We start from the raw sequence: 25241 nt of genomic DNA, 5'->3' as shown, positions 1-25241 counted from the left end.
TGGCTCCCGGAATATCAACATTCTCGAACCGGATACAACATGAAGCTGCTGATCATCGAAGACAACGAACGGGTTGCCCTATTCCTCAAGAAAGGTTTGAGTGAGGCAGGACATACAACCGATCATGCCGATAACGGCAGGGACGGCATGTTTCTGGCCGCCAGCGAACCCTATGATGCGATCATCATGGATCGCATGCTACCGGGTGGCATAGATGGCCTGGCGATTATTGAAACCTTGCGAAGGACAGGAAACAAGACGCCCATCCTGATACTAAGCGCGCTGTCCGGCGTTGACGACAGAATACGTGGACTGAAAAGCGGTGGCGACGATTACCTGGTAAAACCTTTTGCCTTTGGTGAATTGCTGGCCCGGCTCGATGCCCTGTTGCGCCGCTCGCAGGAGACCCACGCTGAGACCATGCTGTCTCTGGACGATCTCGCCATGGACCTGCTATCCCACAAGGTGACGCGTGGCGGCAAGGTCGTTACATTGCAGCCGCGTGAATTCAAACTCCTTGAATACCTGATGCGGCACGCAAATCAGGTAGTAACGAGGACCATGCTGCTGGAAAATGTATGGGACTATCACTTCGATCCTCAAACCAATGTCATCGACGTGCATGTCAGCAAGTTGCGCCAGAAAATTGATGCCGGCAATAGCCGTCCATTATTGAAGACCATACGCAATGCCGGCTACATGCTGACCGCAGATGCTTAAGTCGCTAAAATTTTCCGGGCTGACTGTCGCCTTGGTGTATGTGGCAGTCAGCCTTGTCGTGCTTGCGGCATTTGCCACCCCGCTCTGGCTCGCATGGCGCGAAACCATCGAGGATGGAAGGGTAAAATTTCTTAAAGCCGATACGCAGCGCCTGATAGCAGTATTCAACAAGGGTGGCCTGGCGGCGTTGGCGCCAGCGATTGAGATAGAAGTTGGAACGAGCGCTGACGGTGCCGAGAAAATCATATTGCTTGCCGACGCAGCGTTCAGACCGCTTGCCGGAAATCTGCCGGCCTGGCCGAAAGAACTGTCCACCGCAACCGGCACATACAAGTTGTCGATCACAATCGGCAAGCAGCCTTTGCGCGTGGCCTTATTAAGCACAGCCCTACCGGGTGGCTACCATTTGCTGGTTGCCAATGACATTGCCAAGTACCGCAGACTGGAAAATTTTTTCCTATACGGGCTGCTGGGTGCGGCTGGCATCGTGCTGGCGCTGGGCACAGCCGGGGGATTTTATATACGTCGCATGCTGCTTTCCCAGGTAAAGGATATAAACCGGGCCACCTCTGCCATCATGCTTGGAAACTTCTCGCATCGCCTTCCCGCCCATGGTGGAGAAAGCGAATTGAATATTTTGGTAGAAACACAAAACCGCATGCTGGACCAGATAGAACATCTGGTGGAGGGCATCAGAAATGTGTCGAATGCCATCGCGCACGACCTGCGCACTCCTTTGGCAGAATTGCGCTCGCGGTTGGAGGAGCTATCGTTAACCCGGCCGGAGCCGGAGCTTACCTTTACCGAAATAGAGTGTGCGACCGCCGATGTAGACAGGGTAATTAGTATCTTTAATGCGCTGTTGCGGCTGGCCGAGATCGATTCCGGGATACGCCGCTCAGGTTTCATCAAGATAGACGCCCGCACGATAGCCGCTGAAGCTGTGGAGTTTTATCAGCCCGTAGCAGAAATCAGGGAAGTCGATTTTTCCTTTTTATGCGCAGAATCACTCCCGCTGTGGGGCGACCCCTTGCTGATTGCGCAGGCGATAGGAAACCTGATCGACAATGCACTCAAGTACGTTCCTGAAAAAGGTAGTATCACTGTAAATGCCACGCGAGGCGCCGGTGGCGGCGTTGAAATAGTTGTCGCCGATAACGGGCCGGGTATTCCGGCAGAGGAAAGACCCAAGGTGCTTGAACGCTTCTATCGTGGCGACACCAGCCGCGGCACGCCTGGTGCCGGGCTGGGACTGAGCCTGGTCGCAGCAGTCGCCAAGCTACATGGGGGTGACCTGCTACTTGCCGACAACTCTCCTGGATTACGAGCAACGCTGGTCTTGAGCACGCCGGAGGGAGAAGTTAGTTCACCGCAAGTCATCTAAGGCAAGCAGTGCAAACTTCCTCTCCAGAGTCAGCCCAGATGCAAGCTGTCACTTGACGATGAATTTATAGCTGCCTTTTGCCGTGTGCCCATCGTGGCTGCCGGCGCTCCATTGCACGGTGTAGCCGCCCACAGGAAGCGCCGGCAAGGCCAGCGACATAGCTAGGTTGTCAGGAGCAACGAGCACAGCCCTACCGGTAGCAACAACTTCGTTACGCTCATTGCTAACGACGATATTACTTTCGGGTTCCAGAGCCTTGTCGTACACAATCCTGATCTCAGCCGGGGCGCTCACTGCCGCATCCGCCGCCGGGCTTAAACTGACAGGATGGGCATGCGCCCAAGCCGCAGCAATGCACAGATAGAAGCCAAGGCCTGCCAAGGCCCGAGCCACAAAAAATTTCATTGTATTCATCTTTCCTCCTGTTTATTGCTGAAACCGGATCCGGATTCAGCAATATTGGCTATCAATCAATTATCAATCAGCACTGCCTTGCTGGCATCGGCCGGTGCAGCACCTTCCATCACAATCAGGCGGCTGGCAGCCGCAAGCGCATCTGGCTTCGCCAGCTCACGCTCAGGTCCTATCATGGTACCGTTGGCAACGCCTTTAGCATCTGTTTTAAAAATTCCCACCGCTGATTTGTGCCCACTCAGGTAAACACTGTACTCCGTTTCTGGTTTTAGCTTGAACAGCGAGACTTCAAAAGAATCAACCACTCCGAGATTCCGCGAAACCGCAAACCCTTTAGCTTCACCGACAACCGGTTTGAGGCGGATATTGATAGGGTCATTATTTACTCGAGCTACGAGATTGGAAGCACCGTCACCGCCCTCCACAACATGGGACAGGTAAACCAGTGCTTGCGGAGCCTGGCCACCTGGCATATGCGCAATGATCTTGTTGCTTGCCGGATCCAGCACCTCCACGCCATCGCCATTCTCCAGGCCGATATAGACGCGGCTATTGTCATCCGATGTCCATATGCCATGCGGCAAAGCGCCTGTAGGTATGGTCGCGAGCAGTTTTGCATCCTTGTCGGTAGTAAATACTTTGACCACATTTTCACCACCCACGGTAACATAGCTTAAGACCTTGCCGTTCACCTTGGCAAAAGCCAGATGGTTTGTGATGAAACCGGTATCAATTACGCCGGTAACTTCCAGCGTCTTGGTGCTGATGCGTGTAACCTTGCCGACATCCTTATGCGTCATCCATATTTCGCTATAGTCCGGTGTAAATTGCAGGAAAGGCGAAAACGGGCTGACAACACTGATCTTCTTGATGATCTCATGGCTTTTCACGTCAATGATATCGACCGTTGGTGTAAAGCTGGAAACAGCAAAAGCCAGTTTTCCGTCAGGGTGAAACTGCACCATACCGGGACCGAGATCAGTTTGAATACGGCGGGTCTCCTTGTATGTCACCGGGTCAATCACCGAGATATAGTCTTCACCGCGCACAACTACCCATACCTCCTTGCCATCCGCGGTAAAAAATCCTTCATGGGGAGAGCGGCCCACATAGGTGATGCCCTTGACTTTGTTGGTAGCTGTATCGACAAAGCTTACCGAATTGGAGCCGTTGGAAATTACCAGCAGTGTCTTATGATCGGGAGAAAAGCCGAGGCCGTGGACATTGATCTGGCCCTTGTATAGAGGAGAAAGCACGTCAGGCCGCTGATTACCCAATTTGATCTGGCCGACGAGTGTATTGGTGGAAGGGTTAAACACCGAAACGGTATTCGTATTCTGATCCGCCGTATAAACCCTGTCCTGCGTCGATGGCAATGCCCAGACGGAATTGGCAAACAGCGCGCTCATGGCAATAGCGAGGATAGTGGAATTTTTCTTCATGATAGGTCTCTATGGAGGTGAAATTGTTCAGGAAATTTTATTTTTTTGCGGCGCTATCAGGGTGATGCTCCAGCCAGGCCTGCATGACGCGGATTTCGTTTTGCTGTTCTGCGATGATGCCCAAAGCCAGATTCCTCAGCTCCGGGTCCTTGGTATAAAGAAGCAAGGCCTTCGCCATATCCACCGCCCCCTGGTGGTGCGGTATCATCATCGTGACGAAGTCATGCTCGCTCTGGCCATTCATCGGCGCCCGTTTCATTCCATCGTCCATCACGGCCATTGCATCATCCATCAAGGCTGCAAATGACTTGGCGGTGCTGGCGACGAACACGGGCGGTGCGGCTGCATCAGCCTGCTGCGGGTCAGAGGCGGTACCGTGATGGTGGTGATGCATTTCCTGATCCGCGGAAGCTTTTGCCTGAGGCGAATCCGGCTCACAGGCATATGCAAGCGGGAGTCCGAAACACATGCCGGCAGCAAGCAGTAGTACAGCAGTTGCGGTACCTGCAGCACGGCTCAATTTTTTTCTGTAGCGTTGCATGTCAAATTTCCTTCTAAAAATTAGGCGGCAGCCAAGTGAGTTTTTGGTATCAATCCATATCGATAGTGTAGCCAGCGCATGCGCTTGGACGAGTGACAATCGCATGACAAATTTGTCATTTAGGGCAAGCCTGAAAAGCCCTCAACGGCTCAGAAAAACTTCTTCAAATCCATTCCGCCGTACAGGGATGCAACATCGTTATAGCCGTTGAACATCAAGGTTTTGCGCTTCTTCGTGAAGAAACCGTCCTCGCCTATACGCCGCTCGCTAGCCTGGGACCAACGGGGGTGATCGACATTCGGATTCACGTTGGCATAGAATCCGTATTCATTTGCGGCAATCCCGTTCCAGCTTGTGCGGGGAGCCTCTTTCAGGAAACGTATCTTTACGATTGATTTAGCCGATTTAAATCCATACTTCCAGGGCACGATAATCCTTACTGGCGCGCCGCTCTGATTGGGTAAGGTTTCACCGTACATGCCCAGCGTCAGCAATGTCAGCGGATGATTGGCCTCGTCAATGCGCAGGCCTTCGGTATAGGGCCAATCCAGCACGCGGTCAGACAGGCCAGGCATCTGCTTTTTATCGGCGAGACTGACGAACTCTATGTATTTGGCATTGCCTGTAGGTTCGACCTTCCTGATCAGCGCAGATAGCGAATAACCCACCCAGGGAATGACCATGGACCAGCCCTCAACGCAACGGAACCTATAGATGCGCTCCTCCAGCGGAGCGAGCTTCAACAGGCTCTCCAGATCCAGCATCATCGGCCGCTTCACCTCCCCTTCAATCGAAATAGTCCAGGGATTGATCTTCAGCAAACCAGCATTGCGCGCAGGCTCGGATTTATCGGTACCGAATTCATAGAAATTGTTATACGTCGTCGCATCCTTGTACGCAGTCGCCTTGTCCACGATGACATAGGCATCATTGTGTTTAGCGGCCAATTTGCGTGCGCCCGTAGTCTGCGACCATGCGCTGCCTGAAGCTATCAGCCCACTGGCGGCGATTGCTCCAGTTGCCATCTCTTTAAGAAAAGTCCGGCGCGATTCGAAGATGCGTTGCGGCGTTATTTCAGATGAAGCGGGAATATCAATCTGGTCTGGTTGCAGTCTGATTAACATGGATAACTCCTTGGATGAATTGGCAAGAGCATTAAGAAAGATCTCTATGTCCGATGATTCATCTTACTTATCTGCTGGTGAAACTTTGATGGCATCCGAATGACAAAATTGTCATTAATCCATAAAAGCAAGATGCTAGAATCAAAATCATTAGCCACATTTCCGGGAAGAAACGGCATGGCCATCCTTGTCATAGAAGACGATTTGAAAACCGGTGATTACCTGAAAAAAGGATTGCGCGAGTCCGGCTACTCGGTAGATCTGGCGCGGAATGGCACCGACGGCCTGCATATGGCATTGGAAAACGACTACGATCTCGTTATCCTGGACGTGATGATGCCGGGCAAGGACGGCTGGACCGTGATGAGCTCCCTGCGTAGCAAAAGAGACCTTCCTGTCATCTTCCTGACTGCCAAAGACCACGTGGATGACCGCATACGCGGGCTGCAGCTCGGTGCGGATGATTATCTCGTCAAGCCTTTTTCATTTACCGAGCTGGTATTGCGCGTGCGTACGCTGCTACGACGCGGCGTCACCCGAGAATCCGACCTGTTCCAGGTCGCCGATCTGCAACTCGACCCCGTTCGTCACAAAGTTACGCGGCAAGGCACGAACATCGTGCTGACCAATAAGGAGTTCATGCTGCTGCACCTGCTGATCAAGCGCAAGGGCGAGGCTTTGTCACGCGCTGTTATCGCCTCCGAGGTGTGGGATATGAACTTTGACAGCGATACCAATGTCGTCGATGTCGCCGTCAAGCGCCTGCGCGCAAAAATAGATGCGCCCTTTGAGCAAAAACTGATTCACACCGTGCGCAGCATCGGCTACATGTTTTCGGATGAACCATGAATATCTGGAAATCACTGGGCCTGACACACAGAGTGACAATATTATTTGCACTGCTGGTCTTCCTGATTACGAGCAGCCTGGGCGCCTATTTATATTCCTCTGCCAGGCAGGCTTTGGAAATGCGGGCAGACTATACGCTGATAGGACGTGTTGAGCATTTCCGCAATTTGTTCCACGACTTGTATAACATCCGCCAGATGGAAGAGCGGCCTGCTCTGTTTGAAAGCATGCTGGGCAATGAGCAGGACGTGCGAATCTTTCGGCGTCAGGGTGAAACTCCGTTCATACAGGTGAATCCCGGCGACCTGCAAGCCCCCTCAATGGTTCCGGTGGCGACAGGAATCCCGCTGAAGCTGGACTCCCTGCATGAAGGCGAACGCTCCGATGGCGTTCGCGTGCGTTGGGTGTCCGCACTGGCAGAGGTCGGCAATCATAACGACACCGTAGAGATCACCGCGGCCTATGTGATGAACCAGGAATCAAAAGTATTGTCTGGTTATCTGTTGCGCGTCATAGGAGCTGTCACGCTGACGGTAGGTTTAACCATCGTATTGAGCTTTATGCTCTTGAAACACGGACTGAAAACCCTCTCGGTCATCGGCGACCGTGCAGGAGAGATCACGCCTGAAAATCTATCTGCTCGCTTGAGCGTAGAAGACGCGCCAGCAGAGTTACGCAAACTCGCCCATGCCTTCAATGCGATGCTGGACCGACTGGAGGCCGGCTTTGAACACCTTTCGCAATTTTCGGCCGACCTGGCCCATGAAATAAGGACGCCGGTCAATATCCTGATGGGACAAACCCAGGTAACGCTAGGCCAGTTAAGGCCGGCGGAAGAGTATGAGCAGGTATTGGAATCCAACCTGGAAGAACTGACCCGCCTGTCCCGCATCATAGAAAATATTCTTTTCCTGGCAAACATGGATCACGCAACTACCGTCGTTGATCGCGTTGATTTTTCAGTTGAGGAAGAGCTTGGCAGGGTCAGGGATTACTTCGAAGGCATTGCCGAGGAGCGTAATATGCGCTTTCAGCTCGAAGCAAGCGGCACCGTCAATGCCAATCTGACCATGTGGCGACGAGCAGTCAATAATCTGGCGATCAATGCCGTCCGTTACGGAAAACCCGATACAAGCATCTCGCTACATGCCAGGACAGATGACAGCGGCACGACGATCACCGTCAAGAACCAGTGCGACGCAATATCGCAAGACCATCTGGACAGCATGTTCAACCGCTTCTACCGTGGAGATAAATCACGCAGCGAATTTACCGAGTCCAATGGCCTCGGGCTTGCCATCGTAAAGGCAATCATGACTTTGCATGGAGGCAGCGTAACTGCGCTCTACTCTTCTCAAGATGGAGAGATCAGGTTTGCCCTGCATTTCCCGGTATTGAAGACCATCTAATAAAATTAAGCAGTTCCGGCAAAAAAGTAAATCTACACAAATGCAAGCTAGGTCGCGAAAACTCCAAGGGCGATGCTTTGCCTGCCGCCTATGCATCATGGCACGTCAAAAATTATATTAAATGAAATTTTCATGTAGGACGTCAGAAAAGGGTTGGCACAGCCGGTGTATGCGCTCCTGCCTCCACGGAAAGTCACGTAACAAACTCACTGAATCGATCAGCTTTCGCCTTACCGACCGCCGCCGCACTAAGCCCCGACTTAACCTGCTACCGCTGAGATAGTAAATTTCCGCATAAGCAAAGCTGGATTTCTTCGTGTACGAGCAGGTATGGGCGATGCAATACTAAGTCATCGCAACCACACTCGTGTCAGGTCTGTCATGTCGCCCGCACTTATACTATCCCCTCAGCAAGATCAAAACGAAGTCGCTGAAAACGATCCCCTCTATATTGCCAGCACGCTTGCCGCACGCCTGGCAGAGACGGCAGTCGCGCGCGACCAGCAAGGAGGACACGCAGCCCAGGAACGCGAGTGGATACGCGAATCCGGTTTGCTGACCCTGTCTGTTCCCACTGAATTTGGCGGCCAGGGGGCGGATTGGCCTACGGTCTATCAGGTCATCCGCATCCTGGCGCAGGCGGACAGTGCATTGGCCCATGTATTCGGCTTCCATCATCTGCAACTGGCTGGCATACAGCTATATGGCAATGCGCAGCAGCAGCGCCAGCTATTGCAGAAAACAGTTGAAGAACGCCTGTTCTGGGGTAATGCACTCAACCCTTTGGACAGGCGCACCCTCGCCACCGCCAATGAAGACGGTTTTCTCATTGACGGCATTAAAAGCTTTTCTTCCGGATCGGTGGGTTCGGACTGGCTGACTATTTCTGCCTGGGATGAAACATCCCAAAGCGCGCTGATCGGCGTATTACCAACAGCAGCAGACGGTATCAGCGTCAAAGCCGATTGGGATTCCTTCGGCCAGCGCCAGACGGACAGTGGCAATGTGCACTTTAGTAAGGTGCAGCTTCCAGCTGATCTGGTCTTGCAAGCGCCATCTCAGGTGGCAACACCGCAGGCAACCCTGCGCTCTCAGGTGGCACAACTGATCATGGCAAACCTTTACCTTGGCATAGGCCTCGGTGCCTTTGATGCTGCGACCGGCTATACCCGCAAACAATCCCGCCCCTGGTTTGCTTCCGGCGTGGATAAGGCAAGCACCGATCCATTTATACAGCATCGCTACGGCGAGCTCTGGCTGCTACTGCGCCCCGCCACAGTGCTGGCCGACCACGCCGCCGGCGAACTGGAAAAGGCGTTCCGCAAGGGAGCATTGGTTACCGCGCGCGACCGCGGAGAACTGGCTATCGCCGTGGCAGAGGCTAAGTGCCTGGCACATCGCGCGGGCATAGAAGTAAGCAGCCAGATGTTTGAGCTGACAGGAGCAAGCTCTACTTCGGCGCGCTACGGCTTTGACCGCTTCTGGCGCAATGTCCGTGTCCATACCTTGCACGACCCTATTGATTACAAGCTGCGCGATCTGGGCCGCTACGTGCTGGAAGGCACGCTGCCAGAGCCAACAGCATACTCCTGATACAAAATGCCAAACACCTCCTTACAACTTGGGCCAGTGATCCAGGTCAAAGCAGTCAGCAAATCCTTTTTTCCATCACGTGGCAAGCCATTCCATGCCATCAAATCGGTATCGCTGGACATACAGCAAGGCGATATCTTTGGGCTGATAGGTAAAAGCGGGGCCGGCAAGTCCACCCTGCTACGTCTGATCAACCTGCTGGAAAAACCCGATAGCGGTGCTGTGACCGTGGCCGGGCGCGAGCTTACCAGCCTGGGCAAGCGGGAGTTACGGGACGCGCGGCAAAATATAGGCATGATTTTCCAGCAATTCAACCTGCTGCAAAATGCCAGCGTGTTCGACAACGTCGCTTTCCCGCTAAAAATACACGGGAGCGTGCCTGCCGCAGAAATCGCTACGCGCGTCAATGAATGCCTGAAGCTGGTGGATCTTTCAGACAAGTTGGACAGCTATCCGGCGCAATTATCCGGAGGGCAAAAACAAAGAGTTGCGATTGCCCGCGCACTGGCAAGCCGCCCCGCAGTACTGCTATGCGATGAGCCTACTTCCGCCCTTGATGCGGAAACCACCCGTTCTCTGCTGGATACCTTGCGTGACATCAATCGCCGCCTGGGTGTCACTATCGTCATCGTCAGTCATGAATTATCCGTGTTGAACGCCATCTGCAATCACGTGGCGGTGATTGAAGACGGAGTCATCGCGGAGCAGTTTGCGCTGCACGAAACCAATACGGTACGCAAAACTGCTCTGGGGCGCGAGTTGGTTCATCACGGCAAGCAGGCATCCCTGCCACATAAGGAGCTCGCGTATGCTTGATAATATCCTCAATCTGCTACCGGAAATGTGGACGGCGTTCGGTCAAACCCTGACCATGCTGGCGATAGGACTATCCTCTGCCGTGCTGATCGGCGGCCCTCTGGGAGTTTTGCTGTTTCTGGTGGCGGACGGCCAGTCGCTACAAAACCGGCCCCTGGCATTCATATTGGGCTGGTTCGTCAATATGGTGCGTTCTTTCCCTTTCATTATCCTGCTGGTGGCCTTGGTGCCTTTTACCCGGTTCATAGCCGGCACTTCGATAGGCCCGCTTGCTGCGGCAGTGCCGCTATCCTTTGCCGCTATCCCCTACTTCGCCCGGCTGGTGGAGCAAAATTTGCGTGAAGTGCCGCGCGGCGTCATTGAGGCAGCACATGCAATGGGCGCGTCCGAATTCCAGATCATCGTCCGTGTCTTGCTGGTGGAAGCCAGGTCCGGCCTGGTATTGGCACTCACTGTTTTATCAATCAGCTTCCTGTCGTATTCCGCCGTAGCTGGCGTGGTCGGTGGCGGCGGCATCGGCGATCTGGCCATCCGTTACGGTTATTACCGCTTCCAGACCGACGTCATGATAGCCACCGTGGCAATTCTGATCGCATTGGTACAGGTAATTCAGTTCACCGGTACCGGCATCGCAAAACTCATAGATAAGCGGTAAAAACGGTAACAAAAAATCAGCGCCAAATCAGCCCCAAAGCAACGCCATATAAATATCACTCAACCAGGAGAGCATAGATCATGATCAGATATCCACGCCCCAGTAGCGTACGCCGCGCCCTAATCGCCAGCGCACTAAGCCTCGCTTTTATCTCAACGGCCTCCTTTGCCAATGACCCCAAGGAACTGGTTATCGGCACCAGCGCCGGCCCTTATGCGGATCAGGTCAAGCTAGGCATCAAGCCCATCCTGGAAAAACAGGGCTACAAGGTAAAAGTCGTCGAATTCAATGACTACATACAGCCGAATTTTGCACTGGCCGAAGGTGCGTTAAATGCGAATGCCTTCCAGCACATCATCTACCTGACCAAATTCGCAGCAGACAACAAGCTGGCATTAAGCGAACTGATCAAGGTGCCGACTGCCCCAATCGCCATCTACAGCAAAAAACACAAGTCGCTGACGGAAGTGAAGGAAGGTACGACCGTAGCGCTGCCCAATGATCCCACCAACCAGGCGCGCGCACTGGTCTTGCTGGAACAACTGGGCTGGATCAAGCTGCGAGCCAACTATGACCCGATACGCGTATCGGATAAAGATGTGGCCGACAATATCAAGAAAATCAAACTGATCCCGCTGGAAGCAGCACAGTTGCCGCGCTCCTTGCAGGATACCGATTACTCCTTCGTCAACGGCAATTTTGCACTGGCGTCCGGCCTGAAACTGACCGAAGCCCTGGCGGTAGAAAAAACCTCGGAAACCTACCAGAACCTGGTCGCTATCCGCACCGCAGACAAAGGCAAACAATGGGTGAAAGATCTGGAAGCGGCCTATCGTTCCAGGGAATTCCTAGATGTCACCAATAAGTATTTCTCCGGTTTTGCCAAGCCTGACTATCAGCAAACCTTGCAAAGCGCGAACAAATAATTCTGCATCATGGGCAAACAAATACGTTTCAACGCTTTCCAGATGAACACCGTGGGCCACCAGTCTCCCGGCATGTGGGCACACCCGCGGGACCATAGTCATCGCTATACCGATCCCGACCATTGGACGGAATTGGCGCGGCTGCTGGAGGCTGGCCGCTTTGATGCGCTGTTCCTGGCGGATGTACTGGGTGTATATGACGTTTATCAGGGCAGCGCTGACGCGGCTTTGACACATGCGGTACAGGTACCACTCAACGACCCGCTAGCGCTAGTGCCTTTGATGGCGTCGGCGACTACACATCTGGGTTTTGGCGTCACCTGCGCCCTCACCTATGAGCATCCCTACACTTTCGCGCGCCGCATCTCCACGCTGGATCATCTCAGCCGAGGCCGCATAGGCTGGAATATCGTCACCGGCTATCTGGATAGCGCAGCCCGTAATCTTGGGCTGGACCGGCAACTGGGCCATGACGAGCGCTACGATCTGGCGGATGAATATCTGGATGTGGTCTACAAATTGTGGGAAAAAAGCTGGGAAGACGATGCCGTCATCAATGACAAGCAACATGGCGTGTATACCGATCCGGCCAAAGTACATCCTATCAATCACCATGGACGCTACTACCAGGTGCCCGGCTTTCATTTATGCGAGCCGTCGCCGCAGCGTACCCCTTTGCTGTACCAGGCCGGCACCTCACCGCGTGGTACGGCTTTTGCCGCACGCCACGCCGAATGCACCTTTGTCAGCGGTCCCAGCAAGAAAGTCGTCCGCCGTTATGTGGAAGACACCCGGGCAGCCGCCCATGCAACGGGGCGCGATGCCGACCGTCTGCTGATTTACGCGCAGGCGCTGATCATCACGGGGAAAACGGCAACCGAAGCGCAAGCAAAATATGAAGACTACCGCAGCTACATCAATATCGATGCGGCACTCGCGCTGCTATCAGGCTGGACGGGGGTCGATTTCTCGCGTTTCCCTCTGGACGCGACGATTGATTACATAGAGTCGGATGCCGGGCGCTCCGCGCTAGCTTCCTTCAGTGCCGCAGACCCGACGCGCAAATGGACGGTAAGGGAAGCCGCGGAATACATCAGCCTCGGCGGGCGCGGCCCTGTCATCGTGGGCGATGCGGCTCAGGTGGCTGACCAGTTGCAGGCCTGGATGGAAGAAACCGGTATCGACGGCTTTAACCTGGCTTTCGCCATCGCGCATGAAACCATGCGCGATGTGGTCGACTTCATCGTACCGGAACTACAGCGGCGTAGCTGCTACCGCACCGAATACAGCGGCGGCACGCTACGCCATCAATTGTTTGGCGCAGGCCCTTACCTGCATCCGCAGCATGCCGGGCGGCAGGTAAAGATCGATCCACCGCTGCAAACGGCAGCATAAAACTCATTCACTTAATTCACTCGCTTTAGAAAGACATCATGCAACGCAGAACACTGCTCCAACTTGCTGCCGGCAGCGCCGCAGCCACCGTTTTTCCAGGACTGGTACAGGCCGCATCGCCGCTAAAAGAGCTGAGGCTGGATTATGCCTATTACTCTCCTACCAGCCTGGTGCTGCGCAGATTCGGCTGGCTGGAGGAAGATTTCAAGGCGGATGGCACCAGCATCAAGTGGGTGTTGAGCGCAGGCAGCAACCGCGCGCTGGAGTACTTGAATGCCAACAGCATAGACATAGGTTCCAGCGCGGGACTTGCCGCTTTGCTGGCAAAAGCAAACGGCACGCCGATCAAGACGCCGTATATTTTTTCGCGTCCGGAATGGACCGCACTGGTCGTCCGCAAGGACTCAGGCATACGCAGCCTGGCGGACCTGAAAGGAAAAAAGATTGCGGCAACCAAAGGCACCGACCCCTATCTGTTCCTGCTGCGCTCCCTGAAGGTGGCTGGCCTGAAGCGCAGTGATATTGAACATATCAGCCTGCAGCACGCCGACGGCAGGATCGCCCTTGAGCAAGGCAAGGTCGATGCCTGGGCCGGCCTGGACCCGCATATGGCGGCCAGCGAACTGGAATCAGGATCGCGCCTGATCTACCGCAACGTGGCATTCAACACCTATGGCTTTCTGAATGCGCGTGAAGATTTTCTGGCAGCCCATCCTGCAGAAACAGCGCGAGTCATCCGCGCTTACGAGCGTGCCCGCCTTTGGATCATCGCCAACCCTGCCGATGCTGCCAGGATATTGTCTGAAGAGGCCAAGGTCAGCCTGCCGGTCGCGCTGCTGCAGATCAAGCTGCGCAGCGATTTCAGCAACCCGCTGCCATCCAGCGAGCATGTGAAGGCATTACAGTTGGCGGCGCCCATCCTGCAGGATGAAGCACTGGTCAAGGCGGGCACCGACTTGAATCGCGTGATCCTGGATCTGGTAGACACTCGGTTTTCCCAACCGCTGATTACCCGCACTTGATACGAATGAGACAGGGCCCAGAAAGCACACAATGAACACCAGATCGGTCAAGCTGGACATATCAGCGATAAATCGGCAACCGGAAAGCAAAAGACGCATCCCAGCGGCGCTGCTTGGTGCGCTGCTGCCATTCACCGCCTTGCTTGTCGCGGAGATAGGCGTTCGCTCCGGCCTGATTCCGGCAAACCTGCTGCCTGCACCCACCGAGATTCTGAATACCATCTCCTACCTCGCTCAGCATGGGCTGGCCGGTCACATGGCAGCGAGTACCTTACGGGTTATCGCTGGTTTTCTGGCGGGCAGCCTACTCGCTGTTGTCATAGGGTCGCTAGTGGGTTTAAGCAAACGCATGGAGCTAATACTCGACCCCAGCTTCCAGGCATTGCGCGCGATCCCATCCCTGGCCTGGGTTCCCCTGTTACTGCTATGGCTGGGCATAGATGAAGCGCCCAAACTGGTGCTGATCGCCATCGGTGCTTTTTTCCCGGTCTATATGGGCACTGTCTCCGGCATACGCGGTGTAGACCGCAAACTGATCGAAGTTGCACAGTTGTATCGCCTGCGCCGCCCCGCCCTGGCTTACCGGGTTTTGCTTCCGGCAGCACTGCCATCGCTTTTGACCGGGCTGCGCAATGGACTCAGCCTGGCGTGGATGTTCATGGTCGCGGCAGAGTTGATCGCTGCCAGCAAAGGACTTGGCTACCTGCTTTCAGACGGACGTGAAACCAGCCGTGCCGATATCGTACTGGCAGCTATCGTGTTGCTGGCAGTGCTAGGAAAAATCAGCGACAGGCTAATGATCAAACTGGAGAGTCGCCTTTTGTCGTGGCGCGATAGCTTTGCCAATTCTGTACAGGATTTGCCATGAGCTCCCTGCTGGACATCAGCATCCATGAAAAAAACTACGGCGAGCGTGAGGTTTTGCGCAACGTGCAGTTGCAGCTTGGACAGGGTGAAATCGTCAGCCTGATTGGCGCCAGCGGGTGTGGGAAAAGCAGCTTGCTCTCCATCGTCGCCGGCCTCGACAAACTTTTCCGTGGCAGTGTCCGGCTTGACGGCACCACGCTGAAAGGAGTGAGCCGGGATATAGGATTCATTTTTCAGGAGCCTCGTCTATTCCCGTGGCTGACGGTTGCGGAGAATATCGCCTTCGATCTCGGACGCTCCGAACGCAAGCATCCTCTGGTAGCGAGCTTGCTGGAAGAAGTCGGCCTGGATGGGTATGCCGATGCGTTGCCGAAACAACTCTCCGGGGGCCAGGCACAACGGGTTGCCATCGCGCGCGGCCTGTTCACTCGCCCGCGTGTGCTGCTGCTGGATGAACCTTTTTCCGCTGTTGACGCTTTTACCCGCATGAAATTGCAGGATTTGCTGGCTCAGATCGCACACCAGCATGGTCTAAGCGTGCTGCTGGTTACCCATGACATTGACGAAGCGGTCTATCTGAGCGACCGTATCGTCATGCTGGGTTCGGCACCACAATCCCTGCATGCCGAGTTTAGCGTCCCGCTTGCCAGGCCAAGGCAGCGCACGGATTCTGATACTGCAGCTTTGAAATCAAGGATACTGGACAAGCTGCATGCAGCGCAGGTTTACTAGGATGACTGGGACGCCTGATGTGGAACACGCTGTCATCGGGCATGACAGCAAAGTAATTGGCATGCCTAGTCGAACAAGGCGGCAATCGCAATCGGCGCATTTTGAATAATGATCTGGCCACGCTCAGGCCAATCGGCAAAGCGATAGCTCACCGTCTTGAATGTCGCAGCATCATCTGAAAAAGCTGGTCCGTCCCTTACAGGCAAAGGTGTCAATTTACCATTCGACCTGAAGCTGACCGCAACATCGCCGGCATTCTTCGCATACGAGAATTTCACGCCTGTGCATTTTTTGCCGGAGGAAGAAACCTCTCCCGTATACCGCAGATAGTTTAAAGCCTGCTCACAGGCCGTTTGCAGATCGCCGGTCTCATATATGCCATCGGCACGGACAATGATGGAAATGCGGGTCTGGAAGCTGAACAGATTCGTCTTGCGATTCAGGCTCAGTTCCGCATTTTCATCGTAAGCGGTTTTCAATAGCGGAATCGCAACCCGGCCCACACCGTCGATAGGCAGATTGAGGCGCACCGTTTTCCCATTCAGCACCAGATGCAAGTCATCCAGCGATGCCCTCCTGTCCAGGGGCGTGATTTGATAGTTATTCTGGATAAACTGCTTGGGCTTGCCATACTTTTCAAAACGTATCATCAACCGGTAAACATCCCGGTAACTGATCCAGTCACCTTCCTGCTTTTCAGACGCGATCAAGCTCTGTCTTTTTTGCATTTCATTGTCATTGGACTGCGCAGCACTACCCCCTGCTGCCAGCAACATGAAAACAAAAATAAAAAAGGGCTTATGGGTCATGAAATTGATCGTATGGATTAGAAACGATAAGCCAGACCGGTATACACAGTCATATAACTTCGTCTGTTATTCAGCGGGTTATCCGCAACACTTCCCGTTAATCGATAAATCGACGCTTGCGACGTCACCAGCCAGGTGGAGCTTAATTCCCAGTTCCAGTTCACCCCGGCATGCACATCCTTGATGCCCGACCGCGTGGAAAAATCGGTTTTTGCTGCTGCGGGCGCGGGAGAAGCGACCAGCGCTTTCATCGGGTCAAACTCAAAACGCGTTTGCGTGTAGGCCTGGTTGGCCCAGGTCAAGCCAAGCGACAATGCCACGCCATGATGCTGTGCGACCTGCATATACTTTCTGGCTTCCAGGTTGAGCACCATGCGCCGGCGCTCATTTTCAGTGCCCACCAAGAGTTTGGAGCTGAGCCTGAAGGAGTCGGTCAAGTAATAATTGAAGAAGCCGCCTACACCCAGCGATGAGTCGATATCCTTTGCACCCTCCAGCTTTTTCTGATGCGAGGCATCGCAGCCGCGGTCATATTCAAGTAGCGGGCCGTACTCTATCCCCGGCTCGTTGCTAAGATGCATGCCCAGGCTCTCATTGCGCAGAAAGATGCCATTGCTCCATTGAACCTGGATATTCGGCTTCAATCTGGTCTCGCGCTCGTCAGTACCGTCACACAAAGGCGCAGAACCTACCCCCAATCCCACATACATGTCCCGGCTCCCGTCCGGCATCATATTTGCGGCAGGCGTCTGTGCGATGGCCGGTCCGCAAAAGCTGAAGATCAATGCAAAAGAGAGTTTTTTCATTCGGATTACTCGGGAGAGTTACTGCAGTGTGAATAGTGGAGACGGATTATATAGTCGATAGCGGGTCATTATTGTTTTAAAGGAACTTCATCTTAAATGCCTCGCTACCGAATGTCCGCCTCAAAGTGTCTTTAAATTGTCTCGAATTTGTACATGTCATCAAAATATGCATCCGCTGGCATCACATGGAAACCGCTGGATGGGAGCATGCAATTACAGTCCTGACGGAAGGCGCATGACAAATCTGGCGCCACCCAGCGAAGACTCTGCCACGTGGATATTCCCGCCATGCAGCAATGCCGCTTTCTGCGCGATCGCCAGACCCAGGCCGAAGCCTCCGGTTGCCCTGTCGCGGCTTCGGTCCAGTCTGTAGAAAGGGTCGAAAATACGCTCACGCTCTTCCACGGGAATGCCCGGCCCATCGTCCTCGACTATCACCTCTACCGCGCCATCCGCCAGGCGATGCGCAGACAAAACAAGCTGATGGCTGGCATACTTTGCCGCGTTCATCATCAGGTTGGTGACGGCACGTGAAATCAGGCGCGGATCGCCCGCCATGAGGCCTATTCCCGCGCCGATATCGGTCTTTAGCAGCTTTCCGGATAAAGCATGGTCCATGATCCCTACACAATCATGCAAGGCCTCGGCCAGAGAGAATTGGGTGTGCCTGTTCTCCTGCTGCTGATCCAGCCTGGTCAGGCTCAGCAACTCCTTGACCAGCATATTCAATTCAATCAAATCGGCTTCCATGGCTTGCATGCGAGCTTCCGCGGCACTGCCGTCGGCTGTTTTCTTTACGTCCTGGCGCAATAATTCAAGGCCGAATTCCAGGCGAGCTACCGGAGTGCGCAATTCATGCGAGACAGAATGCATCAAGTTTTTTTGCGCCTCCAGCAGGCTCTCTATACGCGCCGCCATCTGGTTCATGCGCTCAGCCAGTGGATAGATGCTGGAAGTTTTCTTCGTCGTCGCTCTGGCCGACAAATTACCTTCACCGAAATCACGCGCCACCTTTGATAGCGACTGCAAGCCACGCCAATGCAGACTGGACCATACGGCTACCGGAATCAGCAAGAACAGGGCAACGATGACATAACGCACTAGCTCCACTTTAACCGCCAGGCCAACATCGATGGGAAGGTCTTCCGCATGGATCACCTCTTCTTCGCTGCCTATGTATTTGTCGCCAGCCAGATCCACCCGCCGGAAGAAAGATTTGTCCGCCGCATCAAGAACTACCTCACCGCGCATCAGCGAAGCTTCTTTTTTCGCCGGCAGCAAAGGCAAGGCGGCTTTCAGCGGGATCAGTTCAAACTTGACCCTGGAGATTTCCCTCACCTTGTTCAATCTCTGCAGCCACTCATCCGCCGGTGCCTTGTCGACATATTGCTCCAGCAAGAAAATCTGGCCGGATGCCTGCTTCAGGGCTATTTCTTCAAACGGATCGCCGAACAGATTGCTGATCACGAAATAGATGACAAAGCTGGCGACAGTGACCGCGAGCATGACCAGCAGGGAAAACCGGACAAAGATACGATTCACGGCCGTTCCTGGCTATTCCCAGGCGGATGGGCTGAACAAATACCCTTCCCCCCATACGGTCTTGATCTTGTCGGCATTGGCATCATCAAACTTGCGGCGCAGTCTGGAGATACTGTTATCGATGCTGCGATCCAGGCCATCGAACTCGATGCCCCGCATCTGTATCAGGATATCGTTGCGGGACAAGACCTGGCCCGCAGCTTCGGCCAATACAAGCAGCAACTTATATTCCGTGCTGTTCAGCGGGACGGGCTGATCTCGCCATACGACGGTGCGGTTTCCCTTGGATAGCTGAAAAGCACCGAAGGTCAGGTTTTCCGTATCCGTCCGCACTTCATCTTGCGACCTGCGCAGCAAGGCGCGCAAACGCGCCAGCAATACCCTTGGCTGCACCGGTTTATTGACATAGTCATCCGCCCCTTGCTCCAGGCCGGACACTTCATCAAACGCATCTTCGCGCGCCGTCAAAATGAGGATGGGCACATTGCTGACCTCACGCAACTGGCGGCATACCACCATACCGTCCAGGCCAGGCAGCATCAGATCCAGGACGACGATATCGGGCGGCTGAGACCGGAAATGGTCCAGCGCAATATCGCCGCGAGTCACTATATCGACGGAAAATTCGTAAGCACCCAGATATTCAGCAACCAGCGACGCCAACTTGGCATCATCCTCCACCAGCATTACACGAAACATGACTTTCCTCCCAAGCCAGCATTGTATAAGAGCTTGCCCCTGAATAGGTGCCAGCCGCTGTCCGCGTACATTTGAATACATTTTCAGTACACTTTTTATACATTCAAGCGGTGCCCCACCGCCTGGGATCGGGGGCGTACAAATTTACGACAAATTAGGGACATTCCGAAGCGGATTAATATAGACAGAAAAGCTATTCTGCGCTGGCTCCAGCATATTGAATGATCAAAATTGAAACCCGGGCGATTACTATCGCCCACGAATGAATTTCGCGGCCCAGCTTCGCAGCCAAACTTTTTATGCAGACCGATGCACCTCAAGGAAAGATAACAATGCTACTCCAACCAGTGATTTTATCCGGCGGTTCCGGCACGCGCTTATGGCCCTTGTCGCGGGAAAAGCACCCGAAGCAACTCCTGGCCCTGGTCGGTGAAGACACCATGCTGCAGGCCACCGCCGGCCGCATGCGCCAGTTTGGCGGCGATTTGCCGGTCGCCCCCGACATGATCGTCGTCTGCAATGAGGAATACCGCTTCATCACCGCCGAGCAACTGCGTGCAGTCGGCTTTGCCAATTCCACGCTATTGCTGGAACCGGCCGGCAGGAATACCGCACCGGCATTGACGCTGGCGGCGCTGTCGGCCACCGACCATCAGCAGGATGCGGTGCTGCTGGTGATGCCGGCAGACCATGTGATCGCCAATACCGAGGGCTTCCATCAAGCCATCCAGCACGGCTTGCCGCAGGCGCTGGACGGGGCCATGGTGACCTTCGGCGTGGTGCCGGACCGGCCCGAAACCGGTTATGGCTATATCCATGTCGGCGAGACCTTATCAGGCTCGCCGGTACGGGCTTTGCAGGCCTTTGTCGAGAAACCGGCGCTGGAAACGGCGCAGCAGTATCTGGCCGGTGGGGCCCATTTGTGGAATAGCGGCATCTTCATGATGCGGGCCAGTACCTGGCTGGCGGCCATAGGCCATTTCAACCCGGCCATGCTGGCAGCGTGCCAGCAGTCGCTGCAGCAAGCCAAGGTCGATTGCGACTTTGTGCGGGTGGACAAAACCGCCTTCCTGGCCTGCCCTTCCGATTCCATCGACTATGCGGTGATGGAAAAGCTGCCCAAGGCGCCGGAACTGGGCATTAGCGGCTGTGTCGTACCGTTTGATGCCGGCTGGTCGGATGTCGGGGCCTGGGATGCCGTGTGGCAGGTATCGGACAAGGACGGCGATGGCAATGCGGTACAGGGTGACGTGATGATGGAAGATTCGCGCAATTGCCTGGTGGTATCGGATAGCCGGCTGGTCGCCTGCCTGGGGCTGGAAGACGTGATCGTGGTGGAGACGCCGGATGCAGTGCTGGTGACGACCAAGCGCAATACGCAGGATATCAAGCGCATCGTCAGCCGTCTGCGCGAGGGCAACTATGCGCAGGCGGAGAATCATCGCAAGGTGTACCGCCCCTGGGGTCATTATGATTCGGTCGACAGCGGCGAGCATTTCCAGGTCAAGCGCATTGTGGTAAAACCGGGCGCACAACTATCGATGCAAATGCATAGATACAGGGCAGAACATTGGATAGTCGTAAAAGGCACGGCAATTGTCACCAGGGGAGAACAATTGCTGACCCTGCGTGCCAACCAATCGGTATATATTCCACTGGGTGTCAAACACAGGCTGGAAAATCGCGGCGAAACCGATCTGGAATTGATCGAAGTCCAATCCGGCTCCTATCTGGGTGAGGATGACATCGTACGTTTTGACGATATCTATGGCCGTGTAGCGCATGAACATGAACTGACTCGCGATCTCACACACGCAAAAACCGCCGCAGCATCCTGATTTCATTTCACTAAGCTTGAATGACAAAAGCCGGGTCCAGGGTTAAAACTCTGGACCCGGCTTTCGCTTATATTTTGCTTTCAGGCCAAACTGATGCCCCAAACTGATGTCCTTATACCGAACTCAGTTGCGCCATCCTGCCGGCAGAATTCTCCATCACCCGCTGGTACAGACCCACATAGCCACGCGCCATCTGCTCGGACGTAAACAGCGCCTGGTAGCGTTCATACGCGCGCCTGCCCATCTCTTCTGCCCTTTGCGGGTGGTTCCACAGGAACTGCATCGCATTTCTCAGTGCACCCGGGTCATTCGGCGGTACCACCAGGCCGGTCTGGTCGGCCAGGTTGATATAGGTGGTGCCAGTGCCGATTTCGCTGGAGATCATCGGCTTGCCGAACATCGCGCCTTCCAGCAGGGAAATACCAAAGGCTTCGGAGCGCAGGTGGGAGGGGAACACCATGGCGTAGCACAGCGTCAGCAAGGCGACCTTGTCTTCTTCGGGTAATGCGCCAAGGAAATGGACATTGTTCAGGCCGAGTGCGCGGGCTTGTTGCTTCAATTCGGCTTCCACCGGGCCATCGCCGACGATGACGACCGGCATCGAGGTATTGGCAGCGGCTTCCAGCAGGATATGCAGGCCTTTGTAGTAGCGCAGCATGCCGACGAATAGGAAGAAGCGCTGGCCCAGTTGCTGGCGCCATTTGTTCAACGTATCCAGTGCGGGCTGCGGGTAGATGCTTTTGTCGAGGCCGTAGGTGATGATCTCGGTCTTGTCCTTGTAGCGTTCCAGGATAGGGCTGGTGGCCAAGTAGTTGGGCGAGGTGGCGACAATGCGGTCGACGTCGTTCAGGAACCAGTATTTGAGCGGCTGGTAGAACTTCAGCAGCAGCTTCTGGCGCACGATGTCGGAGTGGTAGGTGACGACGGTCGGTTTCTTGATCCTGCCCAGCAAATGGGCCAGGTCCATGAAGGGCCAGGGGAAATGGTAGTGGATGACATCGGCTTCGCGGGCCAACTCGACAAAACGAGAGAGTGCCGACCAGGAAAAGCCGGTGGAGGCGATTTCAAAGTTGAGGCGGGCGCGGTGTACCTTGTGGCCTTCGAATTCCAGTTCGGGATGCTCTTTGCTGCGGGTCAGCGTCAGGACTTCGTTGGTGACGCCCAGGCGGGTGGTGCTGACGGCCATCTGGCGTATCAACTGTTCGACGCCGCCGAAGGTGTCTGGATGGTAGGTGCGATAAAAGTGCAGAATCTTCATGCGTGAATTCCTCGGGCTGGAGCAAGAATGTGATTGGCTAAAAAGACCACTCTAATCATTAGCGGTCATTTCAATCACTTCTATCGACTGTTCGCTCAAGCTATTCGCCAAATAAAACAGACCTGAAACGTGGGCTTTCGTGCTGCTTCGTGCTGTAACCAACTTCGATAAAGCTAGCTCATATTAAATTTGCCACGTGTTTAAATCTGCCTGGAAGTGTCGCTGAATTGTCATGAAATTGTACGAGCCGCGTGCGCAAGTTTTTATACAGCAAAAGGAGGGATTCACGCGATCTGCGTCGACTCCCTCTTATTCTCTTCAGGCACGATGAATATGCGAGTCGGTAACTGTCGCCTGCTTTTTGCCGCCAGCCCCCTCATTGCGTCTAAGTGCTGTCAGTGCAGAAAACTCCCAGGAACGGAAACCCAGCATCAGCGTAAAGCCATCGCGCTCTTCAGCGGGCAGTCTGCGGTCCTCCTGGTGCAAGCGGGCCAGGTCCGCCGCGAGCTGCTGTATCTTTTGTACGATCTCCCTGGCACTTTGCATTGATAGCCTGGCCGGCACGCACAGCAGGCTCTCCCCTTCCCCATCAAAACGTCCATCAAAATAATCGCTGACGACAAATTCCCTGAAAAATTGCTGCACCGGCCCATCTGGCCGCCAATGAAAAGTATTGGAAACCTTCAGACGATAGCGATTCATCGGTTTCAGCTCAATCAGGCCCAGGCGATCCAGCTCTACCAGGCTGAGTATGCATTCAGGCTCCGTCAGCGTATAGGTCTCGATGATCTGCTCCATGGTCCAGTATCCAAGGCAACAGATAGCAACCAGTAGCAATTTGGGGCTGGCCATCAGGGATTTTTCTTGCGCCAAAGTTAGCGTATCGGAATGCGGGGTCACGTCGGCGGCCTGGCGCAACACATCCTCCATCGCAATGCCTGCCGATTTGCAGATCAAGGCCAGGCGGGACAGCGACATATCCTTTTGCCCAAACATGCGCTTCACACTGGATTCGCTCATCTCGATACGGTCAGCCAGCATTTTGTAAGTGACGCCCGCGCGGCGCAACTCGGTGCGCAGCACTTTCAGAACCAATTCGGGTGAACTCATTTCATCTCCGCATTTTCACCAGCCAATAAAAGTACCGTAATTCAGTACCGATCAGATCAACAGACGCATCTTCGCATAAAAATCTCGTACTTAATGGAGAAATTTGCAACACTTCGCGCGAAGATAAATTATTGTCGGCAAGACTCACTGACGCCTCTGGCCAAAAGCTTCGCCAAGCAGTCGGCCACTGTAAATCTCCCAAGATCTCCAGCAAAAATTGAAAACATTGTCCCTTGGAAGTCTCATGCTCAACTCACATCCGGCGATAGGCGCAGCTTTGGCCTGCGTGGCCTGTGCCACCGCGATTTGTGCCGCGACCAATGCCAGCGCAACGGAAATATATATGGGTGCGGGCGTCGCATCACCAGGAAGCCAAGCAGTGAGTTGCAGCAATCCTACCGTGTGCAGAAATCCAGGCAACGTCAGCGTTAAACTTAGCGCCGGCTACCTGTCACAGTTCTCAGCCACCGATAGCATCCAAATCGCGCAAGGCATGGAGTTGATGGCATACAGTGTCGGGCACAACAAGCTTGTAAAGTACGATATAGCGAGCACAAAGGCAGGCAGCATGAAAAACACAGGCCTGGCCGCGTCTTACCTGGTCCAGGCAGGAATGGGGCAAGCTGCGTTGACGGGCAAGATCGGGCTGGCCTACTCGCAAGGCAAGCTCAGCACAGACGCAGGAAAGTCCAGCACCAAGAATGCCCTAGTGCCGGTTGTCGGTTTGGGTATCCGCTATTCACTGACCGGCCATTGGAGCTTGAATGCCGACTGGGATCGCTTGCCGGCAAAATATGACGATGGTCAAAAAAACAGAGTCAAGCTGTTCTCTATTGGTCTCAGTTATCGATTTTAGATGATGCGGCGCGCGTCAATATAGAGAAATAGCTGCGTGGCAGCAGCAAAAGACGATTAGAAAGCCGGAGCTATAAGGGAAGCGAAGCTTATAAGAGCGACGCAGTAAAGCCGCTCGCANGTCCTGTTCGGGATGGGAAGGGGTGGTACCAACTCGCTATGGTCATCAGGCATAACTTGTTGATTCATTGTGGTGCCGTTGTTCTGGCGGTCACAACAAATCCAATTCGGAAGAAGCTCGTAGAGTGTGCGTCGGAGGGTTAGTCTTCGCACTAATCAAGTTTTTTGGAGTACCGACAGACCATCGATACTCCGTGCTCATGGTGGGGCACACCACAAGACTTAGGCGGTTGTGATTGTTTGCGAACAACGGGCAAACACACAAGCTTACTTGTCGTAGCCTATCACCTGTTAAGGTTATAGGGACAAGCCGCA

The 25241-nt window shown here is 54.3% G+C and carries 24 protein-coding genes; 14 read left to right on the top strand and 10 right to left on the bottom strand.

Features of this window, described 5'->3' with window-relative positions; genetic code table 11:
* The first annotated feature begins 39 nt into the window (after positions 1 to 39).
* Positions 40 to 720, top strand: coding sequence for a winged helix-turn-helix domain-containing protein (locus tag IEW12_RS00120; protein ID WP_188563982.1), 681 nt, complete (start codon positions 40 to 42; stop codon positions 718 to 720).
* A complete protein-coding gene (locus IEW12_RS00115) occupies positions 713 to 2104 on the top strand; it encodes a sensor histidine kinase (RefSeq protein WP_188563981.1) in 1392 nt (463 codons plus the stop codon). Before IEW12_RS00120 ends, IEW12_RS00115 begins: the two co-directional genes overlap by 8 nt.
* Before the next feature lie 48 nt (positions 2105 to 2152).
* On the opposite strand, the gene IEW12_RS00110 is transcribed toward IEW12_RS00115, so the two are convergent.
* The 4 genes from IEW12_RS00110 to msrP all read right to left on the bottom strand — a co-directional run bounded on the left by IEW12_RS00110 (position 2153) and on the right by msrP (position 5625).
* A complete protein-coding gene (locus tag IEW12_RS00110; RefSeq protein WP_188563980.1) occupies positions 2153 to 2518 on the bottom strand; it encodes a copper resistance CopC family protein in 366 nt (121 codons plus the stop codon).
* Between the two features lie 56 nt (positions 2519 to 2574).
* Positions 2575 to 3960 carry a YncE family protein gene (locus IEW12_RS00105; RefSeq protein ID WP_188563979.1) on the bottom strand — a complete coding sequence of 462 codons (1386 nt, stop codon included), beginning with the start codon at positions 3958 to 3960 and terminating at the stop codon, positions 2575 to 2577.
* 37 nt (positions 3961 to 3997) lie between these two features.
* Positions 3998 to 4354, bottom strand: a complete 357-nt coding sequence (locus IEW12_RS00100; RefSeq protein ID WP_229751001.1) for a DUF305 domain-containing protein — start codon at positions 4352 to 4354, stop codon at positions 3998 to 4000.
* Between the two features lie 296 nt (positions 4355 to 4650).
* Entirely contained in the window at positions 4651 to 5625 is a 975-nt protein-coding gene (msrP, locus tag IEW12_RS00095) for a protein-methionine-sulfoxide reductase catalytic subunit MsrP (protein WP_188563978.1), read from the bottom strand.
* Between the two features lie 177 nt (positions 5626 to 5802).
* Here msrP and IEW12_RS00090 point away from each other — a divergent pair, with 177 nt between their 5' ends.
* The 10 genes from IEW12_RS00090 (at position 5803) to IEW12_RS00045 (ending at position 15889) form a co-directional block, all read left to right on the top strand.
* Entirely contained in the window at positions 5803 to 6474 is a 672-nt protein-coding gene (locus IEW12_RS00090; RefSeq protein WP_188563977.1) for a heavy metal response regulator transcription factor, read from the top strand.
* Positions 6471 to 7883, top strand: a complete 1413-nt coding sequence (locus tag IEW12_RS00085) for a heavy metal sensor histidine kinase (RefSeq protein WP_188563976.1) — start codon at positions 6471 to 6473, stop codon at positions 7881 to 7883. The genes IEW12_RS00090 and IEW12_RS00085 overlap by 4 nt, the downstream gene beginning before the upstream one ends.
* A 381-nt stretch (positions 7884 to 8264) precedes the next feature.
* Complete coding sequence (locus IEW12_RS00080; protein ID WP_188563975.1) at positions 8265 to 9476, top strand: acyl-CoA dehydrogenase family protein; 1212 nt, start codon at positions 8265 to 8267, stop codon at positions 9474 to 9476.
* A 6-nt stretch (positions 9477 to 9482) separates the two neighbouring features.
* Entirely contained in the window at positions 9483 to 10292 is an 810-nt protein-coding gene (locus IEW12_RS00075) for a methionine ABC transporter ATP-binding protein (protein ID WP_188563974.1), read from the top strand.
* Complete coding sequence (locus IEW12_RS00070) at positions 10285 to 10947, top strand: methionine ABC transporter permease (RefSeq protein WP_188563973.1); 663 nt, start codon at positions 10285 to 10287, stop codon at positions 10945 to 10947. Before IEW12_RS00075 ends, IEW12_RS00070 begins: the two co-directional genes overlap by 8 nt.
* An 80-nt stretch (positions 10948 to 11027) precedes the next feature.
* Entirely contained in the window at positions 11028 to 11873 is an 846-nt protein-coding gene (locus tag IEW12_RS00065) for a MetQ/NlpA family ABC transporter substrate-binding protein (protein ID WP_188563972.1), read from the top strand.
* Between the two features lie 9 nt (positions 11874 to 11882).
* Positions 11883 to 13268 carry an LLM class flavin-dependent oxidoreductase gene (locus tag IEW12_RS00060; RefSeq protein WP_188563971.1) on the top strand — a complete coding sequence of 462 codons (1386 nt, stop codon included), beginning with the start codon at positions 11883 to 11885 and terminating at the stop codon, positions 13266 to 13268.
* Between the two features lie 38 nt (positions 13269 to 13306).
* Entirely contained in the window at positions 13307 to 14290 is a 984-nt protein-coding gene (locus tag IEW12_RS00055; protein WP_188563970.1) for an aliphatic sulfonate ABC transporter substrate-binding protein, read from the top strand.
* 31 nt (positions 14291 to 14321) lie between these two features.
* Positions 14322 to 15158 (top strand): ABC transporter permease, encoded by an 837-nt coding sequence (locus tag IEW12_RS00050; RefSeq protein WP_188563969.1) that lies wholly within the window; start codon positions 14322 to 14324, stop codon positions 15156 to 15158.
* Positions 15155 to 15889, top strand: a complete 735-nt coding sequence (locus tag IEW12_RS00045) for an ABC transporter ATP-binding protein (protein WP_188563968.1) — start codon at positions 15155 to 15157, stop codon at positions 15887 to 15889. The genes IEW12_RS00050 and IEW12_RS00045 overlap by 4 nt, the downstream gene beginning before the upstream one ends.
* A 65-nt stretch (positions 15890 to 15954) precedes the next feature.
* On the opposite strand, the gene IEW12_RS00040 is transcribed toward IEW12_RS00045, so the two are convergent.
* The 4 genes from IEW12_RS00040 to IEW12_RS00025 form a co-directional block, all read right to left on the bottom strand.
* A complete protein-coding gene (locus tag IEW12_RS00040) occupies positions 15955 to 16617 on the bottom strand; it encodes a hypothetical protein (RefSeq protein WP_188563967.1) in 663 nt (220 codons plus the stop codon).
* Positions 16618 to 16715: 98 nt separating this feature from the next.
* On the bottom strand, positions 16716 to 17504 hold the full coding sequence (locus IEW12_RS00035) for a MipA/OmpV family protein (RefSeq protein WP_188563966.1): 789 nt from the start codon (positions 17502 to 17504) through the stop codon (positions 16716 to 16718).
* 213 nt (positions 17505 to 17717) lie between these two features.
* Positions 17718 to 19046: an ATP-binding protein gene (locus IEW12_RS00030; protein ID WP_188563965.1), complete on the bottom strand. Its 1329-nt coding sequence runs from the start codon at positions 19044 to 19046 to the stop codon at positions 17718 to 17720.
* Positions 19047 to 19058: 12 nt separating this feature from the next.
* The gene (locus tag IEW12_RS00025; RefSeq protein ID WP_229750829.1) at positions 19059 to 19745 is read right to left on the bottom strand and encodes a response regulator; all 687 of its coding nucleotides are present in this window, start codon (positions 19743 to 19745) and stop codon (positions 19059 to 19061) included.
* A gap of 332 nt (positions 19746 to 20077) precedes the next feature.
* On the opposite strand from IEW12_RS00025, the gene IEW12_RS00020 reads away from it, so the two are divergent.
* The gene (locus IEW12_RS00020) at positions 20078 to 21583 is read left to right on the top strand and encodes a mannose-1-phosphate guanylyltransferase/mannose-6-phosphate isomerase (protein WP_188563964.1); all 1506 of its coding nucleotides are present in this window, start codon (positions 20078 to 20080) and stop codon (positions 21581 to 21583) included.
* A gap of 112 nt (positions 21584 to 21695) precedes the next feature.
* Here the strand turns inward: IEW12_RS00020 and IEW12_RS00015 are convergent, their stop codons facing one another.
* Both IEW12_RS00015 and IEW12_RS00010 read right to left on the bottom strand, forming a co-directional pair.
* Complete coding sequence (locus IEW12_RS00015) at positions 21696 to 22841, bottom strand: glycosyltransferase family 4 protein (RefSeq protein WP_188563963.1); 1146 nt, start codon at positions 22839 to 22841, stop codon at positions 21696 to 21698.
* A gap of 318 nt (positions 22842 to 23159) precedes the next feature.
* Positions 23160 to 23951 (bottom strand): helix-turn-helix domain-containing protein, encoded by a 792-nt coding sequence (locus IEW12_RS00010; RefSeq protein WP_188563962.1) that lies wholly within the window; start codon positions 23949 to 23951, stop codon positions 23160 to 23162.
* A gap of 244 nt (positions 23952 to 24195) precedes the next feature.
* Between IEW12_RS00010 and IEW12_RS00005 the strand changes: the two genes are divergently transcribed.
* Positions 24196 to 24807 (top strand): outer membrane beta-barrel protein, encoded by a 612-nt coding sequence (locus tag IEW12_RS00005; protein WP_188563961.1) that lies wholly within the window; start codon positions 24196 to 24198, stop codon positions 24805 to 24807.
* Positions 24808 to 25241 lie beyond the last annotated feature (434 nt).

It is taken from the genome of Parundibacterium terreum, assembly GCF_014636315.1.
GTDB classification, from domain to species: Bacteria; Pseudomonadota; Gammaproteobacteria; order Burkholderiales; family Burkholderiaceae_D; genus Undibacterium; species Undibacterium terreum.
The sequence above is the reverse complement of the archived record's forward strand: the minus strand, read 5'-3'. Positions and strand labels throughout refer to the sequence as shown.

Excerpts from the sequence above, each read along its gene's own strand:
- IEW12_RS00055 (WP_188563970.1), top strand. The coding sequence starts at position 13,307 with ATGCAACGCAGAACACTGCTCCAACTTGCTGCCGGCAGCGCCGCAGCC.
- IEW12_RS00090 (WP_188563977.1), top strand. The coding sequence starts at position 5,803 with ATGGCCATCCTTGTCATAGAAGACGATTTGAAAACCGGTGATTACCTG.
- IEW12_RS00040 (WP_188563967.1), bottom strand. The coding sequence starts at position 16,617 with ATGCAAAAAAGACAGAGCTTGATCGCGTCTGAAAAGCAGGAAGGTGAC.
- IEW12_RS00065 (WP_188563972.1), top strand. The coding sequence starts at position 11,028 with ATGATCAGATATCCACGCCCCAGTAGCGTACGCCGCGCCCTAATCGCC.
- IEW12_RS00025 (WP_229750829.1), bottom strand. The coding sequence starts at position 19,745 with ATGTTTCGTGTAATGCTGGTGGAGGATGATGCCAAGTTGGCGTCGCTG.
- msrP (WP_188563978.1), bottom strand. The coding sequence starts at position 5,625 with ATGTTAATCAGACTGCAACCAGACCAGATTGATATTCCCGCTTCATCT.
- IEW12_RS00015 (WP_188563963.1), bottom strand. The coding sequence starts at position 22,841 with ATGAAGATTCTGCACTTTTATCGCACCTACCATCCAGACACCTTCGGC.
- IEW12_RS00120 (WP_188563982.1), top strand. The coding sequence starts at position 40 with ATGAAGCTGCTGATCATCGAAGACAACGAACGGGTTGCCCTATTCCTC.
- IEW12_RS00075 (WP_188563974.1), top strand. The coding sequence starts at position 9,483 with ATGCCAAACACCTCCTTACAACTTGGGCCAGTGATCCAGGTCAAAGCA.
- IEW12_RS00070 (WP_188563973.1), top strand. The coding sequence starts at position 10,285 with ATGCTTGATAATATCCTCAATCTGCTACCGGAAATGTGGACGGCGTTC.
- IEW12_RS00050 (WP_188563969.1), top strand. The coding sequence starts at position 14,322 with ATGAACACCAGATCGGTCAAGCTGGACATATCAGCGATAAATCGGCAA.
- IEW12_RS00110 (WP_188563980.1), bottom strand. The coding sequence starts at position 2,518 with ATGAATACAATGAAATTTTTTGTGGCTCGGGCCTTGGCAGGCCTTGGC.
- IEW12_RS00035 (WP_188563966.1), bottom strand. The coding sequence starts at position 17,504 with ATGAAAAAACTCTCTTTTGCATTGATCTTCAGCTTTTGCGGACCGGCC.
- IEW12_RS00085 (WP_188563976.1), top strand. The coding sequence starts at position 6,471 with ATGAATATCTGGAAATCACTGGGCCTGACACACAGAGTGACAATATTA.
- IEW12_RS00010 (WP_188563962.1), bottom strand. The coding sequence starts at position 23,951 with ATGAGTTCACCCGAATTGGTTCTGAAAGTGCTGCGCACCGAGTTGCGC.
- IEW12_RS00020 (WP_188563964.1), top strand. The coding sequence starts at position 20,078 with ATGCTACTCCAACCAGTGATTTTATCCGGCGGTTCCGGCACGCGCTTA.
- IEW12_RS00100 (WP_229751001.1), bottom strand. The coding sequence starts at position 4,354 with ATGCATCACCACCATCACGGTACCGCCTCTGACCCGCAGCAGGCTGAT.
- IEW12_RS00115 (WP_188563981.1), top strand. The coding sequence starts at position 713 with ATGCTTAAGTCGCTAAAATTTTCCGGGCTGACTGTCGCCTTGGTGTAT.
- IEW12_RS00005 (WP_188563961.1), top strand. The coding sequence starts at position 24,196 with ATGCTCAACTCACATCCGGCGATAGGCGCAGCTTTGGCCTGCGTGGCC.
- IEW12_RS00080 (WP_188563975.1), top strand. The coding sequence starts at position 8,265 with ATGTCGCCCGCACTTATACTATCCCCTCAGCAAGATCAAAACGAAGTC.
- IEW12_RS00105 (WP_188563979.1), bottom strand. The coding sequence starts at position 3,960 with ATGAAGAAAAATTCCACTATCCTCGCTATTGCCATGAGCGCGCTGTTT.
- IEW12_RS00060 (WP_188563971.1), top strand. The coding sequence starts at position 11,883 with ATGGGCAAACAAATACGTTTCAACGCTTTCCAGATGAACACCGTGGGC.
- IEW12_RS00045 (WP_188563968.1), top strand. The coding sequence starts at position 15,155 with ATGAGCTCCCTGCTGGACATCAGCATCCATGAAAAAAACTACGGCGAG.